Raw genomic sequence first — 15942 nt, 5'->3', positions numbered from 1 at the left:
AGATACACTAAGCATCAATCAAACTAACTTAGCTAAAAGGAGAATACGCTAATGGTAACTATCCAGCACAATCAATACACATCTAAACATGCACACAGTCAGGCTACACATTTAAACGCTCATACACGCACTAATACGTCACCTTGTAGCTTCGATTCATACGATGAAGCTACACAGCATATAATGGATCATCTACTCAATCAATCAAACCTATTCAACGCTTTGCAGCTTGCACATCAAATTAACATACTCAATGGTTTTCAAGCGGTATCACAATATCATTTTGCAGAAATCAAAAGTTACTTTAGACGTAAGCACATTTCAAATATCAAAACTTCTCATATACAAAGTCAAAATAACAAAAACGGAAATCCACAAAGCAAAAGTAGCAATTTCCAAAGGGAATATAAGAAAGCATATATGAAACTAATATCAAACTAAAAGGAGCAATCACAAATGAAACTAATCAGAAAATCCATCTACAATATCGAATACTACTTCATTTCAGACAATCCAGAAGAAATATGCACATCTGATCGCATATGGTTTTATGTTCCTTATAGCCTTGCAACGTTGATAACACTAGCTGTCACGCTGTTTTAATAAGCATTCAGCAACAATTCATAAATAAACTATCATAATACAATCATATTAGTTGCACACCAAACATATACATGTTATTATAAAGACAGATAAGAAATACAAACGATTTAAACAACTAAATCATAAGCAACATACATTCGAGTACTGAGACTACTACAAACACGAAAACTGTTTTTGGACTCATTCATATTATTATAAAAAGACTACACTAAGTGTAGCAATCGATCAGTTTGTACGGAATGAGCACTCGAATGTAACTAGAGGTAGCAATCGGTTACCTCACTATACATAAGAAATACAATATTATCGCAGTCGAATGTTTAAACTGGTATTGAATCGATTTCAATGGTAGCAGAAGCATTTGAACGGAGAGTAGGAGGAGTCTTATATGATAATTGTTAATGAAGCTAAAGTAGATAACAACAAAGAAGCCATAAAGCAATCCATTAGACATGATATGGATATCATTATGACAGCTTTTAGGATTTATGAAGCTAATGGTATCATAAAGGCAATCAATCACGATCCATTCAATTTGCAAAACAACATGAATAAATTATCATAATAATATAAAGTAGTATGTAAACGCTTCTTACAAGTTGCGATTCATAAATATATTAAAAAGGGTATGAGAAAATGGTTAAAAAAGAGAACAAAGACCAATTAGTAGCACAAGTAACAGAAAGCAATGAAATGGTACTTATCGAAAGTAGAACAATGAGAGATCAAAACGTTTATCGTGATGATGTACTAGAAAAGGTTAAGACAATTTCATTATTAGGAAGTCAATTTGAAGCTACTACAGAAATGGCAGCAGAATACTATAATGTACCAGCAGACACAATCAGAACAATTGTAAAACGACACAGAGATGAATTTAACGAGTATGAGGAAATGAGAGTTTTAAAAGGCAAGGTGTTAAGTGAGTTTAAGACAGAGGTTCAAGGTGAACTTCTGTATAAAGGAGTTAATTCTTTAGCCTTATTAAACCGTAGAGGTCTATTACGACTAGGAATGTTGCTAACTGAATCAGAAGTAGCTAGAAGCATACGCAACTACTTATTAAATGTAGAAGAAGTATCAGACAAGAAGCAGCGTGAATGGGCAGTAGAAAGAGAGCTGTCTAAACGTGAGCGCAGACGTTTGACTGATTCAATCCAGCAATTCTTTAAAGGTGATATGAAAGGTTTTGAATATCCTACTTTCACCAACCTGGTGTATAAAACTTTATTTGATTGCACAGCAGCACAAATGAGAGTCATTTACGGATTGGAGAAGAAGGATCAGCTTAGAGATTCTTTGACTACAGAAGACTTACGTAAAGTGGTAGAAGTTGAAACGGTTATGGCTTCACTTTTGCGAATTGGCAAAGAATATGATGAAATTAAACAGGAGCTACTATCAAACAAAGAACGATTCCAATAAGATGAGTAAATTATCATTATTATGTTATCAGTTAACAACAATTTGACCAAACATTAATAAATTATAAGAATAACTAAAATGTTTGTTGATAAAAATGGCTTTTGAGACTATAGTATAAGTATAGGGATAATTCTGTCCTTATACTTTTTTGCATGTTTGGACTAATGTTAAATGGAAGGGAATAATTACAATGCAAAAAGAAAATGATGTTTTTTACTGTTATAGCAGCAAGCTTAGAAAGTACCTTAATGATAACAATGTTAGATGGTTTGATAAGGGAGTAAATAAAACGAGTGGATATCCTTATTGGGTATATGAAAAAAATGAATTACTAGGCAGGCATCTTAAATCTTATAAGGTGTCTGATAAATAAACTATAAAAAATATTAAGGAAGTGTGTTAATGAAGGTGTCAGAGTTAATTACGTCCAAAGACATTAAGTTTTGGAACAATGGTGATGTTATTACTGTAAAAGCAGGAACAGGTAAAGGGAAGAGTTATTTCATTAAGAATGGTTTATATGAGATAGCTAAAGAAGAAGGAAAGAAAATCCTCATGCTGATTCATAGAAAGAACTGTGTATCACAATTCAATATGGAAATTGAAGGAGACGAAAAGACAGATGTAATTGAAATTAAGACTTATCAATACATTGGCACTCAAAACAAAGATAAGAATAAAGTTGATTTTGATTTTAGCGAATACTCGTATATTGTGTGTGATGAATTTCATCATTTCTTCGATGATAGTTGGACTAAGTTTACTGATATTTCTCTTAATGCAATATTAGAACAAAAGGACAAAGTAAGAATATTCATGTCAGCTACAGGCGACAACATGAAGAAGTATTTAAACAAGCATAAGCACATACAAACAATTGATTATGAACTACCATTAGAATTTGATTTCATTAAACATATGGAGTTTTACCGCTATGAAGAAACACTAGAGCATTACATGAATATGGCTATAACAAGAAACAAAAAAGCGATATTCTTTATCAATGATACTGCACTAGCTTTCAAGTTGCACAACAGATACAAGGATCGGACGTTATTCAATTGTAGTAAGAGCAACAAGTATTATAGCTTTGTAGACGAAGAGAAAATTAATACAATGCTAAAGAATGAACGTTTTGAAGAAACGGTTTTAATTACTACTACTGTTTTTGAAGCTGGGGTAAACATACATGATGATGAGCTAGGAATAATACTTTGTGACAATATAAGAGACACAGGCACGCTATTACAATGTATCGGACGAAAGCGATTGAAGGAAAATGAAAAGATAACTCTAGTTTTAAAGCTGTTTAGCAATCAGTCTCTAGGTGGAGAAGAAACGAAAATAAGTAAGAAGATAGAAGAAGCTAACCTATTCAGAGAACTAGGGGCTACGGTATATACAGACAAGTATTACAGAATGGATAATAAAAATGCTTCTGGGATTATTTATAATGAATCAATAGGAAGTGAGAGCGAAGTGGAATTAAAGCTTAATGAAGTCATGTTCTTCAAAATGGTTACACAGTTACAGGAGTTGATTAAAATGAAAGACTACAATAACAAAGATAATTATCGTACGTACATGGAGGATGTTCTGAATGTAAAAGCAAGCATAGTTTACGAAGATTTAGTATCAAAGGAAACGCTAGAGAGCTATCTTGCAAGCTTAGTCGGGAAAAGACTTTATAAAGCAGAACAGAATGAATTAATAGGTAAGATTGATCTTAGAGTAGATGGGAAGCAGCAAAGAGGATACAAAAAGCTAAATGGTGGACTAGAAATGATTGGATTGCAGTATATTATTTTGCCTAAAAGAAGTAACAGTGAACGTTATTGGGAGATACATCAAATTGATAAGTGACAATTTTTCCGTCAAGCTTAATAGATAGGTATACGCAGTATTTGTCACCAACGGAAACATGTTTCCTTTTGCATTCACAAAAGCTAAAGCGTTTGTTCATGTAACATCTAATTTAATATTATAATCTAGAGCACCTATTTGATGTTTACAATTAACATAAGTAAATTATCAAATAGGTGTTTACTTTTTAGTTTAAGGTGGTATAATAAGTAGTAATAGCACATACAATACATTAAGAAGCAAAGGAGTTGAAACACGATAATTCCAGTCGTATATATAGAAGGAAACAAATTAAAAATAAACATAAATAAATTATTAAAATATTAAAAATAATTGTTGCAATTAAATGTGGTTGGTGTATAATAAAGATAATAGATAAGTGAGTTATTAAAATAAAACAAACAGAAGGAGAATGATTAGAATGAACAAAAGAGAAAAACTAATTAATTACTATGAAAAACAATTGGAAAAAGTAATCAGCTTTTATGAAAACGATTGGAGAAAAGAAGATTATATCAAGCAAGCAAAAGAAAATTTAGAAGCAGTGAAAAACGGTAGAGAGTGGTAATGATTAAACAAAAGGGGACATGAAAGATGAATAACCTAAACATTAATGAATTGAACATCACTGAAGAGCAAAAGAAAATTGTAGAAGGAAATTTAAAGTTCTCAAAATTAATTCCTGTATCTTTACACAAAGATGAAAATGGGTATTTATATACTACTGGGATTAATAAAGCAGGCAAACAAATTACAAGTAGAAATTTCAAGTGTGGATATTGGGATTCACAATTTAAACAAGGTAATTGCAACTTGAATAAACTTGAATTGCTTTACAGTTTCAATTAAGAATATTAAGTAATATTAAGTTTTAGATCGAAATACAAAGTAGACAAAAAAGGAGTCAGGAAAATGAATGTAAAATTAGAATGTGTAGATACAGTTAAAATTAAAACATCTTTATATGAAGAGGATTATTCAGAAATAAATATTGGTGAGGTTGTAGAAGCTCATTTCAGTCAGTTTGGTGTCAAGTTCTTAGTCAATAATGGATGGACGCTACATTTCGAATACGGAGTGGCAAATAAATGGTTTAAGGTTTATGGACAGTGAATAATCATATAACAGATCGAGAAAAATCGAGCTGAGAATTAAATATAAATGACAACAAACACTAGACAAAAACTATACATCAAAAAGGAGAATGAATTTGGACGCAAAAGAACGTTTAATATGGTATTGCCAGTTAATGCTACATGGTTATACAAGTAAAGAAGCTAATCAAATTATAGATGATGCAATTGAAAAGTATAAAGCTGAACACAAATAATGTTAGGAGCACATTAAAGATGGAATATGAAAAAGACATAATACTAAAAGATTTTGAATTCACAGGAGAGGGATACACTGAACAAGGAAAGAAAGTGGTAATCAAATTTAGCACCAGCAATATTCTTATTGATAGAGATCAAGCACAACCGCCATTAATTACTATTACGCCATTGTATAACGAAGATGCAGAGTCATTCATTCAAGTGGCAATCGATTAAAACAAAAAGCAAAATCGAGCTGAACATAATCGAATAAATACGATATTTTATTGCAATATGAGTGCCTGAAAACATAGGAAAACCAAGGGTTTACAGAATCGAATAAAACAAAAATTAGAATGGGGATAATTAAAATGAAATTTAATAAGCTTACTTACTTGCATACAGAATCTTTTGAGGACGAAGGTTTAGAAGAAATTAAGTTTTCGGCAGACTTTAAAGATAGCGAGCTTGAAAATAACACTATTGAAATATGGAAAAGTGAAAATGGCACAGATGTTTTAATGGTATGCAATGAAACAAATTACACTTCATATTTAAGCAGTGAAGAAGAAGCGTTTGTTCTAAAATATGCATTAGAGAACAACTTGCTATAAAATTCATCTTATGTATTAAGACTATAACAAAAATAAATTATTGAAATGGAGAGTATTAAAATGAAAATATTAATCGCACATACAGGAGAAGAGAATATTTTTGGAGTTGCAATTACAGCAGGAAAGACTTATCCAGTGTTTAGAGATGAGGAAAAAGACTTCGTAATTATTACTGACGCTAATAGAGAAATGTCATTTGCTAAAGAAATAAATCGTAATGGACTTTCGTACAAAGACTGGTTTGATCTGGTTGAATAATTACTAATATAAGAATCTGGAACTAATGGAAAGTGAACCGATTAAATGGGTATTAAAACAACGGATTTAAGAGATAATGAAGAGCGACAAACATGGGGAAACAAGGTTTAGAGAATAGTATATTATTTTAAAATACTTTATTAGATAAAATATCGAGAAAATATTGAAGGGAAGAGACACTATGGCTTTAAAAGGAAACATATTTATATTTGAAGATGGTCAAAGATGCATGGTTGTCGATAACAAGCTTAACAAAGGTGGCTTTGTCAATGAAAGTGAGTACAAAAGTTGGGATGAGAGTAGGTACTTACTTGTAAATATTGATACAGGAGAAGTTGAATTACACTATCGTTACGGAATACCATACGAACATGGCGAGCCTTATGTTCCCAGCTGGGGTGGAGTGGCAAGAGTGGTTAAAAATATTTCAGAATTGTAGTAATCTGTTAAACTTAAAGAAAGGTTTAAAGAGTCTCTTTTTGCAGATAGTCAGTTACCAAATAATAGATTAGAAAGAACAAAAGAATCAATTAAAAGAACGAATTTATATAAGGATATAGAGGAGAATAAGGATGAACAATTACAATCAAACTGAAGACAATTTTGATTTTCACGAGGAACACATTTATTTAACATTTAAGGATGGAGAAGTGGATGGGGCTTATCATAGTGAGGACTCAGCGTTTTCTCATTGTAGCAGAAATGAATCTAGAGATATATTTGTTGATGATAACAATACAATTAATAGGATATATAAAGCTATTTATGTAAAAAAGTTTTAAATTTAACATCAAGTAAAATAACGGTTTCAATGGAGGGGTGACATTGATAAATAATACACAAGAATCTTATGTATTGAGTGAAATAAATATAGAAGAAACGATAGTACGAATTAATGATTTTTGTAAAAATGGTTTTCAACACACTCATGATTGGATGGACTTTCCAGATAAGATAAGTAAGAATTTTGATGAACTAACTTTCGAAAAATCTTATCAAAGTTATTTATACAATGCTGGTACTGAGTGGGTAATTGCTGAGAACTTAAACAATGATTCAATTATCTATATAGATTCTTCTCAATATGAATACTTACAGCACAAGATTCTTTTAGGTTCAAAATTGATTTTTACTGAGAATGCTATTTATTACATCGAAAAGAATAGAGAGTGGCAAAAGTATGTAGGGAAAATTTACACATGAAATAATGTTTTCATAATATAAATAAATTATAAAAGGAGAATAAACTATGTCGAACAACGGTAAATGGACTTTTGCAAATTTAGATGGTAGGGGCTGGAGCGAACAATCATTTGAAACGAAAGAACAGGCTATTTCTGAAGCAAAGAGGTTATATCAATACAAAGATCATGTGGTTGTAGGGCAAATTGTGGAGTATTTAGGTGCAGGGGAATATATTGAAAATCAAGAATGGATCGATAGATAAAGGAGGTATTATAAATGACTCAACACGCTACAATTGTTTACTATACAAGTTATCACACTAATCCAGAAGCCATACATCTATTGAATATAGATCGTAGGACTTTACAAGAAGCATTCAACACTACTGATATAAATACTATTAAGTGTATTACTTTAGAAAATAACTCATTAGCTTCAAGAAAATATAATACTTTGTTCACTGAATCAGACATTCGAGATTTTTTGAATCAATGGGATATTAAATTTTAATTAAATGAAAGAATGGTTTCATATGAATTTCAAAATTGATATAATAAAATAAAATAAAATTAGGAGGTATTTAAAATGAGTAAAGTTATAGAATTGCCAAGATATTGTTATGCTGAACATCCTGTTACTGAAGAATTGATTCAAATAGTGAAAGGGACTAGCGGTTATTTCCCGATTACGGACGAAAGGAAGAATAAGTCTACTTATGAACTAAATGAAGAAATCGGTGTTTATGATGTAAGAATAATTGAAGCTATGATGTGCGGGAGCATGTTTGGTTGGGACGTTCCTGGAGCTGATCCAAATAGTTATGACGAAAATCTAAACTTGATTGAAGGATGAAATTCTAATTTTATACAGGGAGATGATAGTGAATGATTAAAGCATATAAAGTGATATTTGATAATAATTATTTCAGATATTATGAAGACCTAGATGATGCGTATAAATTTGCAGAAGAAAAAGGCTATATTATTGTAAATGCAGAAGAATGTACCGTAAGAGAAGAATGGGTTTATTGATAAAATGTTGATTTTAACTTAAAAGGAGGGATAACAAATGGCATTCAAGGAGTTAACTAATTGGATTGATGATGAACATTGCTCATATAGAGCGATAAAAGGAACTGACCATACTAATCCAGGAAATAGAGTTGCTTTTATTGAGAAAACACCAAGAGTTAATGTTAATCTGCGATATATGGAGAACACTCAATTAAGAAGGACAATTAAAAAATTCTCTACAAGGGATGGATGGGCTTATGGATGGATAAAGTCATCTGAGGAATATGGTAAGTATGTTCCAGCTAGAAATTGGTGTGATAATTTACTATATTTAATGGGATGGAGATAATAGGGTTACGATAAAATCTATCTTTTATAAGAAGTGCCAACAAGAACGTGATAGGTAAACGTTTGCAGAGGACAAAAAACTAAAATAGAATGGAGAAGATTAAAATGAGCAAGGAGATTAATATTAATGGCAAAAACTTGTTTGAGGTGGAGATTGATAATGTAAATGATCCATTTCATGTGTGCACCATTGAAAATGTAGGAAGAGACGAGTATCATGCTTACAATGATAGAGGAGAAGGTTATTCTATTGTACAGCTAGATACGGTTGACATAGTTGAGTTGTTGACTACTGGTAGAATTGATAGAAACAGTTTAACAATCAAGCATATTTAACTATTTAACTTGCAGATAAAATGAGCATTGCATTCGATAAAGGAGAGGAAGAACCATAAAAAAATTAGAGGAGAGTAAGGTATGCAACAGATGTAAAATTCTAAAGCCTTTGAATGAATTCTATTCACAAAATAAATCAAGTAAATCAAAAGGAAATTATATTTACTACTTTTCAGAATGCAAGGGATGCACAAAAACAAGAGCGTCCAAATGGCAGGCGGAAAATCCAGAGTCATATCGAAAAACACTAAGAAAATATCAAACTTCAGACCATGCTAAAATTAAACAACGTGAAAGAAATAAGAAGATGGTCAGAGAGGGGAAGGTTTTAGAGTGGCAAAGGAATAACAAAGATAAAATTAAAGAATATAATCTTTATAGGTCAGTGAACAAAAGTCATGAGATTACAAAACAGGAGTGGGAAGACTGTAAAAAGTATTTCGATTACTCATGTGCGTATTGTGGTATAAGCGAGGAAGAAGCAAAAGAGAAATACAAGAATAATTTACACAAAGACCACGCAGACCACCAGGGAGCGAATGATTTAAGTAACTGTATTCCAGCATGTAGATCATGCAATAGCAAGAAGCACAATTTTGAACTAGAGTTATGGTTTGTTGCAGCAGATACCTATTCAAAGGAACGTTTACTGAAGATCAATAAATGGTTGAATAAAGATTATAAAATATATTTAACATGAATTAGTTATTAATTTATAATCAAACAAAAGAAGAGATTTATAGGATAAGGAGGCGAGAATAATGACTATTAGTGAAATGAAGAGAGCTAAGACTGTTGGTAAACATGAAATATATGGAGAATTAAAGCACGATCAAATAGGAGAACATTTTTATATTAATCTTACTAATAAAACTGTAACTTATGCATATCCAGATGTAACTAGTGAAAATTTTAATTTTGATTTAGAAATTGACAAGGTGCAAAATGACGATGCATGGGCTTATGACACTTATACTTTTGAAGAATGGGAGAGACTATAATAATACTAGGAGGAATTTCATGAATGATTTTAGATTTGTGTTAAGTGACCAGAATAAAAGAAAAGCATTATATTTACTTGGGAACATGAGATTAAAAGGCTTTGTTTCTGAACATGGAACTGAAGGATTGTATTGGTTTAATACTATTGAAGGACTAGAGGAAAAGAAACGTGACTTACTTGTTTCTTCTACTGATGTAAAAGTATTAGTATAATACACTACTCGAACAAAAAATAACTTTTAATCAACATAAATAAGTTATTATAATAAAGTGTATATAATTAGGGTGACATGAGTAAGCTATAAATGTAGAAAGGAGGTGGAAAGATGAATCAAACATTTATACTCACAGAAGATCATTTAACACTTTTAAGTAATTTGCTTATCACATGGAATCAGACTTCTAACATATATGGTTCTGTTGCCATTGATGGTGCACAACCATATGGAAGCACAGACATTTTAAGCAGCATCTATGAGCTGATAGAAGGTAAGAAGATTGATGCTGATGAATTAATGAGACAACTTAGATTAGATTATGAAGAACTTAGTACAGAGTTATATAAGAAGTACCAAGGAATTCATAGAGAGACAGAAACAGCATTACAGATAGTATTAAATACAAGATCGTTTGAAACAGGAAAATACAACAAAAATTCAGATGGAAATTGGAAAAGAGTAGGTGACTAGAAACAACATAAATAAATTATAAAAATATGATGAATATAGCTTTACTTTTATCTCATACAGTTGTATAATAAGTATTAGATAAAGGTAAGGCATTACATAACACACGCCAAACATAATAGAGGATGAACATTAGTGAATTATTACAATAAATAGTTGATAACATAAATAAGTTATGATAAAATGAATATAATATAACAAACAGAAAAGAGGATGCAATAATGACTGTAAAACTATACACAGCAACTAGTAATACATCTTCAAGAAAATTCAAGAAACACCTTATCGAGAATAAAATACCTTATGTGGAGCAAAACATGGATCATGAGTCTTTGACATGGGAGCAATTGTCTGAAATTCTATTATATACAGAAAATGGTGTAGAGGATATACTTTCTCTAAGATCAAATGCTTACATTGAATTAATACAACAAGGAATTGACTTTGAGGAATTAACACTTACCGAACTTCATGCGCTAGTCATTGAAAATCCTAGACTTATCAAAGCACCTATTGCAGTTGCAAAGAATAATACGCTAATTGGATTCCATGAAGAAAGTGTTGCCATGCTAAAAAGTAAAGCTGAACGCAGAAGTAGTTTTATGGAAATCCTGAAACAATTTGATATGCAGGAGGTTATATGTTGAGTCAGTATCTATATATTCTGAAAAACGATTTAAAGCGACTAGGTAGTGGTGAATCAGTCTATGTGTTTGTAGAGCCAGAAGGAAAAGAAAGTGGTTATGTGATGATTGAATCGAAGTTGCTTGAATTAACTTTTAAAGTTGATAATAATAAGTATCAAGCAATTAAGAAAAGAAACAATGAATGTTAAGACTGCATAACAGTTCACAAAATTTAGAGTAACAAAAATAAACTATAAAAATAAATGATTGTAGGTGAATAAAATAACTTCTATAGCATATAATAGAAGTATCAACAAATCCACTAGCCAATTGATAAATATAAATTATAAAAGCGAAGGTTCACTTTTGAACCTTGCGACAAGAATATAAGCAAAGCAGCATAACACTATTGTATTCTTGTCACAAGGTTCGAAACATCCTTAACAGATTAAACATAACAGAAACTTTAAAATAGAGCTGAAAGGAATTGATTATTCATGGTTGCATTACAATCAAACGTATCACAATTTCAAACTAAAGCGGGGAAAGCAATTGAGGACTTCTTAGTGGAGTACTCTAAAGGATCAGAGGATACTACTGCATCGTATCGAGGAGATATAAATAAATTTTTAGAGGCAATATTTAATAAAAAAATAAATACAATATTAGATGAGGAGCTAGAGCTGCTTGATTACGATTCATTTAAAGCGTTCTTAGACTCGTTATATGGAACATTAGCAAATGGGACAATAAACAGGAACAGTAGTTGCATTAGATCATTATATAAACACCTAAAAGCAAGAAAGATTATTAATATAGATATCAGCTTCTTTGAATTAATTAAATCTCTTCCGAATAAAATGGAAAGTTACGATGTTATGCCAATGGAAGTTGTAGAGCAATACTTATCAGCAATAGAGAAGTTTGAAAAACATAAACAAAGCGAAAAGAAATGGGCAGTAATGATGGCTATAGAACTAGGATTACGAGCTTCAGAGATAATCGATCTCAAGTGGTCTCAGTTTAAGCCAGATGGAAATATAGTTTACGTAAATGGATATGGAAAAGGAAATGTAGAATATATAGAAGTTATAGATAGAGAATTATACAATGAAATGATTTCTGAAATAAGAATTGAGAATCAGAAGAATTTATTTACTTTAAGTAAGAAGAATATTACAGATATGATGACTAGATTAAGAAAACTATTGAAACATGAAGATCGCAATTATGTGTTTCATTCATTCAAAAAGACTTCTGTAAACAATACCTTCAGATTGACTGGAAACATTAGAGATGCACAAGCAAAAGGAAAACATTCTAAAATTGAAACTACACAAATTTATCTTCAGGAAATTGAGACTAAAATGACAGGCTATTTTAGTCTTGAGAAAAATCTTAATCATGATTTATATAAGGAAGTTAATTACAAAACTTTGATTGAAACTCTAAAAACTATGCCTAAGGAACTATTATTTATACTCAATCTTAAACTTAAAGATAATATTTGATATATATTCGACAAAATTCGACAAAAAAGCTTTACAATTAATGAGAAATATAGTTAGATTGATTGGATTTTTGAGATTGTTAGTGATAGAATTAATTTTAGAGAGATTGAAATTGATTCAAAAATATATTATTGATATTATAAAAAATGTGATATTAAAGGGGTTGCTGTAACAGATGAAAAAGAACAAAGCTGAACTTTTAGAAGTAATTAAAGATAAGATTCAATATATATCTGATAATCGAAAAGCAGTTGATGAAATTAAAGATGAGTTAGCTAATTATCGGATTACAGATGGTCGTGTAGAGGAAGTATTAAATAATCCAGATGTGTTAGATGATATGAGAGAATTAGCATTATTTACAGAACAGTTCTATGTTAAGACAGGACTTCAAGATTTCAATCCAGATAACTGGTTTGAAATTCCCGAAATGAAAGAAGCAAGGCAATATGACTATATTTTTGAAAACACTGAAGAAGAAATGGCATTTCCTATAGAATACGATAAGTCACATCCTATCGGTAGAGACGTTTTTTCTACAATTATGAGTTATCAAGAAGTAGCTGAATTAATGAAGAATCAACTTTTAAATTATAACTTTGAAATACAACGTGAAGCCAAACAAATTAAACGTCACGATCACTTTATTATGACTCCAACAATTAATAAGAAAAACGTAAAAGAAATGCGAGACTTAATTCTAAAAGGCGAATTAAAAAATACTATGCTAGCATTTAATGCAGCACCTAGAACGAGTGATTTGGGAGAAGAATTAGACTATGACAATAAGAAGAATATACTTACAATTACAGAAGGAACACGTTTGGATATTCTAGATGGTTTTCATAGATGTTTAGCAAGTCAACAAGCATATGAGATTAATCCAGATTTAGATTTCAATTTTGTAGTTATGGTATCAAATTACACAACTAAAGAAGCACAAAACTATCAGGTTCAGCTATCTAAGGCTACCCCAATACCATTAGCAAGAGCAGTGGAACTGGCTGGCAATCGCTACGCTGACGATGTGGTTAAAATTTTGAAGTCTGACTCAGAGCTGAAAGGAAGAGTTACTTCTGCAAAAGGAAGATTGAATATAACAGCAGGAGATTTAGTGAGCTACACTGTTTTAGCCGATGCAATTAATAGAGAATTCAATATAAAAGTTAAATTAGATGTATATGAAGTTTCAGATTATCTAAAGAAGTTCTTTGAATATTTAATTGGAAATTTCCCAGAAGAATTCTCAGTAGACAGAAATACAAAATCATTAATGGCATATAATAAAATGTTCGCTGGTTATATTGGGTTAGCTGCGGCTATGAAGGAACAAAACATAGAACTAACAGAATTAAAATTGATAATAGAAGATATAGACTTTGATAGAGATAATCCAATTTGGGAAGATGTAACTTTAATCAAAAATAAAGGTGAAATTTCAAATAGAATAGATGAAAGACGTATTGGTCAATATTTTAGAAAGTTGGTAAGTGCTAAATAAAGTATATAAAATAATTTTAAACATATGATAAACAAATAATGCAGACAATGGGAGAGATCAAATTGATTATGGAAATGAAAACTAAATTCTACAACGCAGACATAAAAGAGCGCTACTTTGCAACTATTCAAAATGAAACTACAAGAGAAATTACAGAATATGCATTCAAAAAAGCATCTAAAACTGAGAAGATATTTGGTAAAGATATTTATGAAATGAATATTAATGAATTGGCTGAAGTAATGAAAGGTTTATCAGCTTCAACTCCTTCAAGCGCATATAATCAAACTTTTAAATTTCAGCATTATATAGATTGGGCAACTGAAAATGGACTTAGACAAACAAACATCAACCCTTTAGAAACTGTTGATAAAAAAGAATGGGTAAAGCCTTTTGTTTCTGAGTATAAACAATCTTATTTTACAAGAGAACAGATATTAGATATGTGCAATGAATTAATTAACTATCCAGATAAAGCGATATTACTGGCATTATTTGAAGGAATTTCTGGTGAAGGATATTCAGAATTACTAAATTTAAGAATAAATGATATTAAGAATCTAGATGGAAGATACTTTGCAGCATTAAAAGATAAAAATGATAATCAACGTACTATTGAGATTTCAGAAGAACTAGCGCATTACTTTGATAAAGCAAACTCAGCAACTGAATATTATAATAAAAATGGTTTATCCGATTCAGTGAGATCATCAAGAGGAACACTTGTAGAGTCTTCATATATTTTCAAAAAATCATCTAGAGGAAAACATAAAGAAAAAGATGAGCAATTAGATTTATTTTTCATAAATAGAAAATTTGTGATGTTCAAAGAGATCTTTGGAACTAAGCACCTTAGACCTAAAGAAGTAATTAACAGTGGAATTATGCATATGGCTAATGAAATTTTCATGAGAGATGGAGAACTTGGCTTAGATCAATTAAAAGAGATAGCAGACAGATTTGATACAACTTACTCAAAATATAATGATGAATATTTTAGAAACACTCATGTAATTAAAGAAAGATTAGATAATGATTTTTTTAAGGAAACATATAACATTAAATTAAAATAAAACTCATAATTATACACACTTCACAGTCAACAAATTTTTCTTAAGGGGGAAATTGTTGTTGGCTAGTCACAAGAATAAATTTTTAAAATACGTAACTTGTTTTTCGGACTTCAATGTTGTATTATTAAAAGAATATAATGAATATTTCAAAAATTGAAGCACTAAAAAGAGATTATGTATTAAATCGTATTAAAATTTACTTATAAAAATTTGACAGTTCGTTGAATGTATATTAAAATTAGAATAAATATACGAACGGACGTTCTCGAAAAGGGGTACAGTTATGGGGGAATCTATTTTAAAAATTGTTATTATTGCTACCGTTGAAAAAACGCCAGAAGAATTTTTAAAAACTCACAGTAATATTCTAATTGATGATGTAACAGTCACACTGCATGGAACAAAAAATAACGATCTAAGTCTGGAGGTGGAAGATTTCTATGTTTCAAATATCGAATCAATAGAATAATAGATAGTCAGACAAAAACAAAGTTTTGTAAATTCAGAGGGAAATTGAAAGTTATTGAATGAATTTACAATATTAAGAAACTTATATAACAGCACAGAAAATTTAGAGCTATGGTT

At 30.5% G+C, this 15942-nt stretch carries 31 protein-coding genes; all 31 read left to right on the top strand.

From position 1 onward, the window contains the following. Window positions 1-51: 51 nt before the first annotated feature. The gene (locus tag FS486_RS03760; protein WP_144509928.1) at window positions 52-441 is read left to right on the top strand and encodes a hypothetical protein; all 390 of its coding nucleotides are present in this window, start codon (window positions 52-54) and stop codon (window positions 439-441) included. Between the two features lie 15 nt (window positions 442-456). Then, complete coding sequence (locus FS486_RS20020) at window positions 457-603, top strand: hypothetical protein (protein WP_186321339.1); 147 nt, start codon at window positions 457-459, stop codon at window positions 601-603. 388 nt (window positions 604-991) lie between these two features. Then, entirely contained in the window at window positions 992-1168 is a 177-nt protein-coding gene (locus FS486_RS20015) for a hypothetical protein (protein ID WP_186321338.1), read from the top strand. A 71-nt stretch (window positions 1169-1239) separates the two neighbouring features. Next, on the top strand, window positions 1240-2028 hold the full coding sequence (locus FS486_RS03755) for a hypothetical protein (RefSeq protein ID WP_144509927.1): 789 nt from the start codon (window positions 1240-1242) through the stop codon (window positions 2026-2028). A gap of 402 nt (window positions 2029-2430) precedes the next feature. Next, the gene (locus tag FS486_RS03750; RefSeq protein WP_144509926.1) at window positions 2431-3891 is read left to right on the top strand and encodes a DEAD/DEAH box helicase family protein; all 1461 of its coding nucleotides are present in this window, start codon (window positions 2431-2433) and stop codon (window positions 3889-3891) included. Window positions 3892-4312: 421 nt separating this feature from the next. Further along, window positions 4313-4459 carry a hypothetical protein gene (locus FS486_RS20010; RefSeq protein ID WP_186321337.1) on the top strand — a complete coding sequence of 49 codons (147 nt, stop codon included), beginning with the start codon at window positions 4313-4315 and terminating at the stop codon, window positions 4457-4459. Window positions 4460-4485: 26 nt separating this feature from the next. Further along, entirely contained in the window at window positions 4486-4740 is a 255-nt protein-coding gene (locus tag FS486_RS03745; RefSeq protein ID WP_144509925.1) for a hypothetical protein, read from the top strand. A gap of 63 nt (window positions 4741-4803) precedes the next feature. Further along, window positions 4804-5004 carry a hypothetical protein gene (locus tag FS486_RS03740; protein WP_144509924.1) on the top strand — a complete coding sequence of 67 codons (201 nt, stop codon included), beginning with the start codon at window positions 4804-4806 and terminating at the stop codon, window positions 5002-5004. Window positions 5005-5095: 91 nt separating this feature from the next. After that, entirely contained in the window at window positions 5096-5221 is a 126-nt protein-coding gene (locus tag FS486_RS20370; protein WP_260858006.1) for a hypothetical protein, read from the top strand. Window positions 5222-5240: 19 nt separating this feature from the next. Then, window positions 5241-5441, top strand: a complete 201-nt coding sequence (locus FS486_RS03735; RefSeq protein ID WP_144509923.1) for a hypothetical protein — start codon at window positions 5241-5243, stop codon at window positions 5439-5441. A 134-nt stretch (window positions 5442-5575) separates the two neighbouring features. Beyond that, complete coding sequence (locus tag FS486_RS03730; RefSeq protein WP_144509922.1) at window positions 5576-5818, top strand: hypothetical protein; 243 nt, start codon at window positions 5576-5578, stop codon at window positions 5816-5818. Window positions 5819-5878: 60 nt separating this feature from the next. Next, entirely contained in the window at window positions 5879-6076 is a 198-nt protein-coding gene (locus tag FS486_RS03725) for a hypothetical protein (protein WP_144509921.1), read from the top strand. Between the two features lie 181 nt (window positions 6077-6257). Beyond that, complete coding sequence (locus FS486_RS03720) at window positions 6258-6515, top strand: hypothetical protein (protein WP_144509920.1); 258 nt, start codon at window positions 6258-6260, stop codon at window positions 6513-6515. A gap of 133 nt (window positions 6516-6648) precedes the next feature. Beyond that, the gene (locus tag FS486_RS03715) at window positions 6649-6858 is read left to right on the top strand and encodes a hypothetical protein (protein ID WP_144509919.1); all 210 of its coding nucleotides are present in this window, start codon (window positions 6649-6651) and stop codon (window positions 6856-6858) included. Between the two features lie 43 nt (window positions 6859-6901). After that, window positions 6902-7279 (top strand): hypothetical protein, encoded by a 378-nt coding sequence (locus FS486_RS03710; RefSeq protein WP_144509918.1) that lies wholly within the window; start codon window positions 6902-6904, stop codon window positions 7277-7279. Window positions 7280-7325: 46 nt separating this feature from the next. Then, on the top strand, window positions 7326-7523 hold the full coding sequence (locus FS486_RS03705; RefSeq protein ID WP_144509917.1) for a hypothetical protein: 198 nt from the start codon (window positions 7326-7328) through the stop codon (window positions 7521-7523). A 14-nt stretch (window positions 7524-7537) separates the two neighbouring features. Continuing rightward, window positions 7538-7771 carry a hypothetical protein gene (locus FS486_RS03700; RefSeq protein WP_144509916.1) on the top strand — a complete coding sequence of 78 codons (234 nt, stop codon included), beginning with the start codon at window positions 7538-7540 and terminating at the stop codon, window positions 7769-7771. A gap of 75 nt (window positions 7772-7846) precedes the next feature. After that, a complete protein-coding gene (locus tag FS486_RS03695; RefSeq protein WP_144509915.1) occupies window positions 7847-8113 on the top strand; it encodes a hypothetical protein in 267 nt (88 codons plus the stop codon). A 32-nt stretch (window positions 8114-8145) separates the two neighbouring features. Next, window positions 8146-8292, top strand: a complete 147-nt coding sequence (locus FS486_RS20005) for a hypothetical protein (RefSeq protein ID WP_186321336.1) — start codon at window positions 8146-8148, stop codon at window positions 8290-8292. Window positions 8293-8329: 37 nt separating this feature from the next. Next, complete coding sequence (locus FS486_RS03690) at window positions 8330-8623, top strand: hypothetical protein (RefSeq protein WP_144509914.1); 294 nt, start codon at window positions 8330-8332, stop codon at window positions 8621-8623. A gap of 104 nt (window positions 8624-8727) precedes the next feature. Next, window positions 8728-8958: a hypothetical protein gene (locus FS486_RS03685; protein WP_144509913.1), complete on the top strand. Its 231-nt coding sequence runs from the start codon at window positions 8728-8730 to the stop codon at window positions 8956-8958. A gap of 109 nt (window positions 8959-9067) precedes the next feature. Further along, window positions 9068-9658 carry an HNH endonuclease signature motif containing protein gene (locus tag FS486_RS03680; RefSeq protein ID WP_144509912.1) on the top strand — a complete coding sequence of 197 codons (591 nt, stop codon included), beginning with the start codon at window positions 9068-9070 and terminating at the stop codon, window positions 9656-9658. A 61-nt stretch (window positions 9659-9719) separates the two neighbouring features. After that, on the top strand, window positions 9720-9959 hold the full coding sequence (locus tag FS486_RS03675) for a hypothetical protein (protein WP_144509911.1): 240 nt from the start codon (window positions 9720-9722) through the stop codon (window positions 9957-9959). Window positions 9960-9978: 19 nt separating this feature from the next. Beyond that, window positions 9979-10173, top strand: coding sequence for a hypothetical protein (locus FS486_RS03670; protein ID WP_144509910.1), 195 nt, complete (start codon window positions 9979-9981; stop codon window positions 10171-10173). Between the two features lie 113 nt (window positions 10174-10286). Next, window positions 10287-10649 (top strand): hypothetical protein, encoded by a 363-nt coding sequence (locus FS486_RS03665; RefSeq protein ID WP_144509909.1) that lies wholly within the window; start codon window positions 10287-10289, stop codon window positions 10647-10649. Window positions 10650-10867: 218 nt separating this feature from the next. Continuing rightward, window positions 10868-11293, top strand: a complete 426-nt coding sequence (locus tag FS486_RS03660; RefSeq protein ID WP_144509908.1) for a Spx/MgsR family RNA polymerase-binding regulatory protein — start codon at window positions 10868-10870, stop codon at window positions 11291-11293. Then, a complete protein-coding gene (locus FS486_RS03655) occupies window positions 11290-11481 on the top strand; it encodes a hypothetical protein (protein ID WP_186321335.1) in 192 nt (63 codons plus the stop codon). The genes FS486_RS03660 and FS486_RS03655 overlap by 4 nt, the downstream gene beginning before the upstream one ends. Window positions 11482-11769: 288 nt before the next feature. Further along, on the top strand, window positions 11770-12783 hold the full coding sequence (locus FS486_RS03650; RefSeq protein WP_144509906.1) for a tyrosine-type recombinase/integrase: 1014 nt from the start codon (window positions 11770-11772) through the stop codon (window positions 12781-12783). Between the two features lie 175 nt (window positions 12784-12958). Beyond that, complete coding sequence (locus FS486_RS03645; protein ID WP_144509905.1) at window positions 12959-14284, top strand: DNA sulfur modification protein DndB; 1326 nt, start codon at window positions 12959-12961, stop codon at window positions 14282-14284. Window positions 14285-14352: 68 nt separating this feature from the next. Beyond that, a complete protein-coding gene (locus tag FS486_RS03640; RefSeq protein WP_395940832.1) occupies window positions 14353-15357 on the top strand; it encodes a phage lytic cycle repressor MrpR family protein in 1005 nt (334 codons plus the stop codon). 283 nt (window positions 15358-15640) lie between these two features. Beyond that, the gene (locus FS486_RS03635; protein ID WP_144509903.1) at window positions 15641-15826 is read left to right on the top strand and encodes a hypothetical protein; all 186 of its coding nucleotides are present in this window, start codon (window positions 15641-15643) and stop codon (window positions 15824-15826) included. The last annotated feature ends 116 nt before the right edge of the window (window positions 15827-15942 follow it).

It is taken from the genome of Bacillus sp. FJAT-22090, from assembly GCF_007676755.1.
In the GTDB taxonomy this organism is placed as follows: domain Bacteria; phylum Bacillota; class Bacilli; order Bacillales_A; family Planococcaceae; genus Psychrobacillus.
Note: the sequence above shows the minus strand (reverse complement) of the source record. Positions and strands in the feature narration are given on the sequence as shown.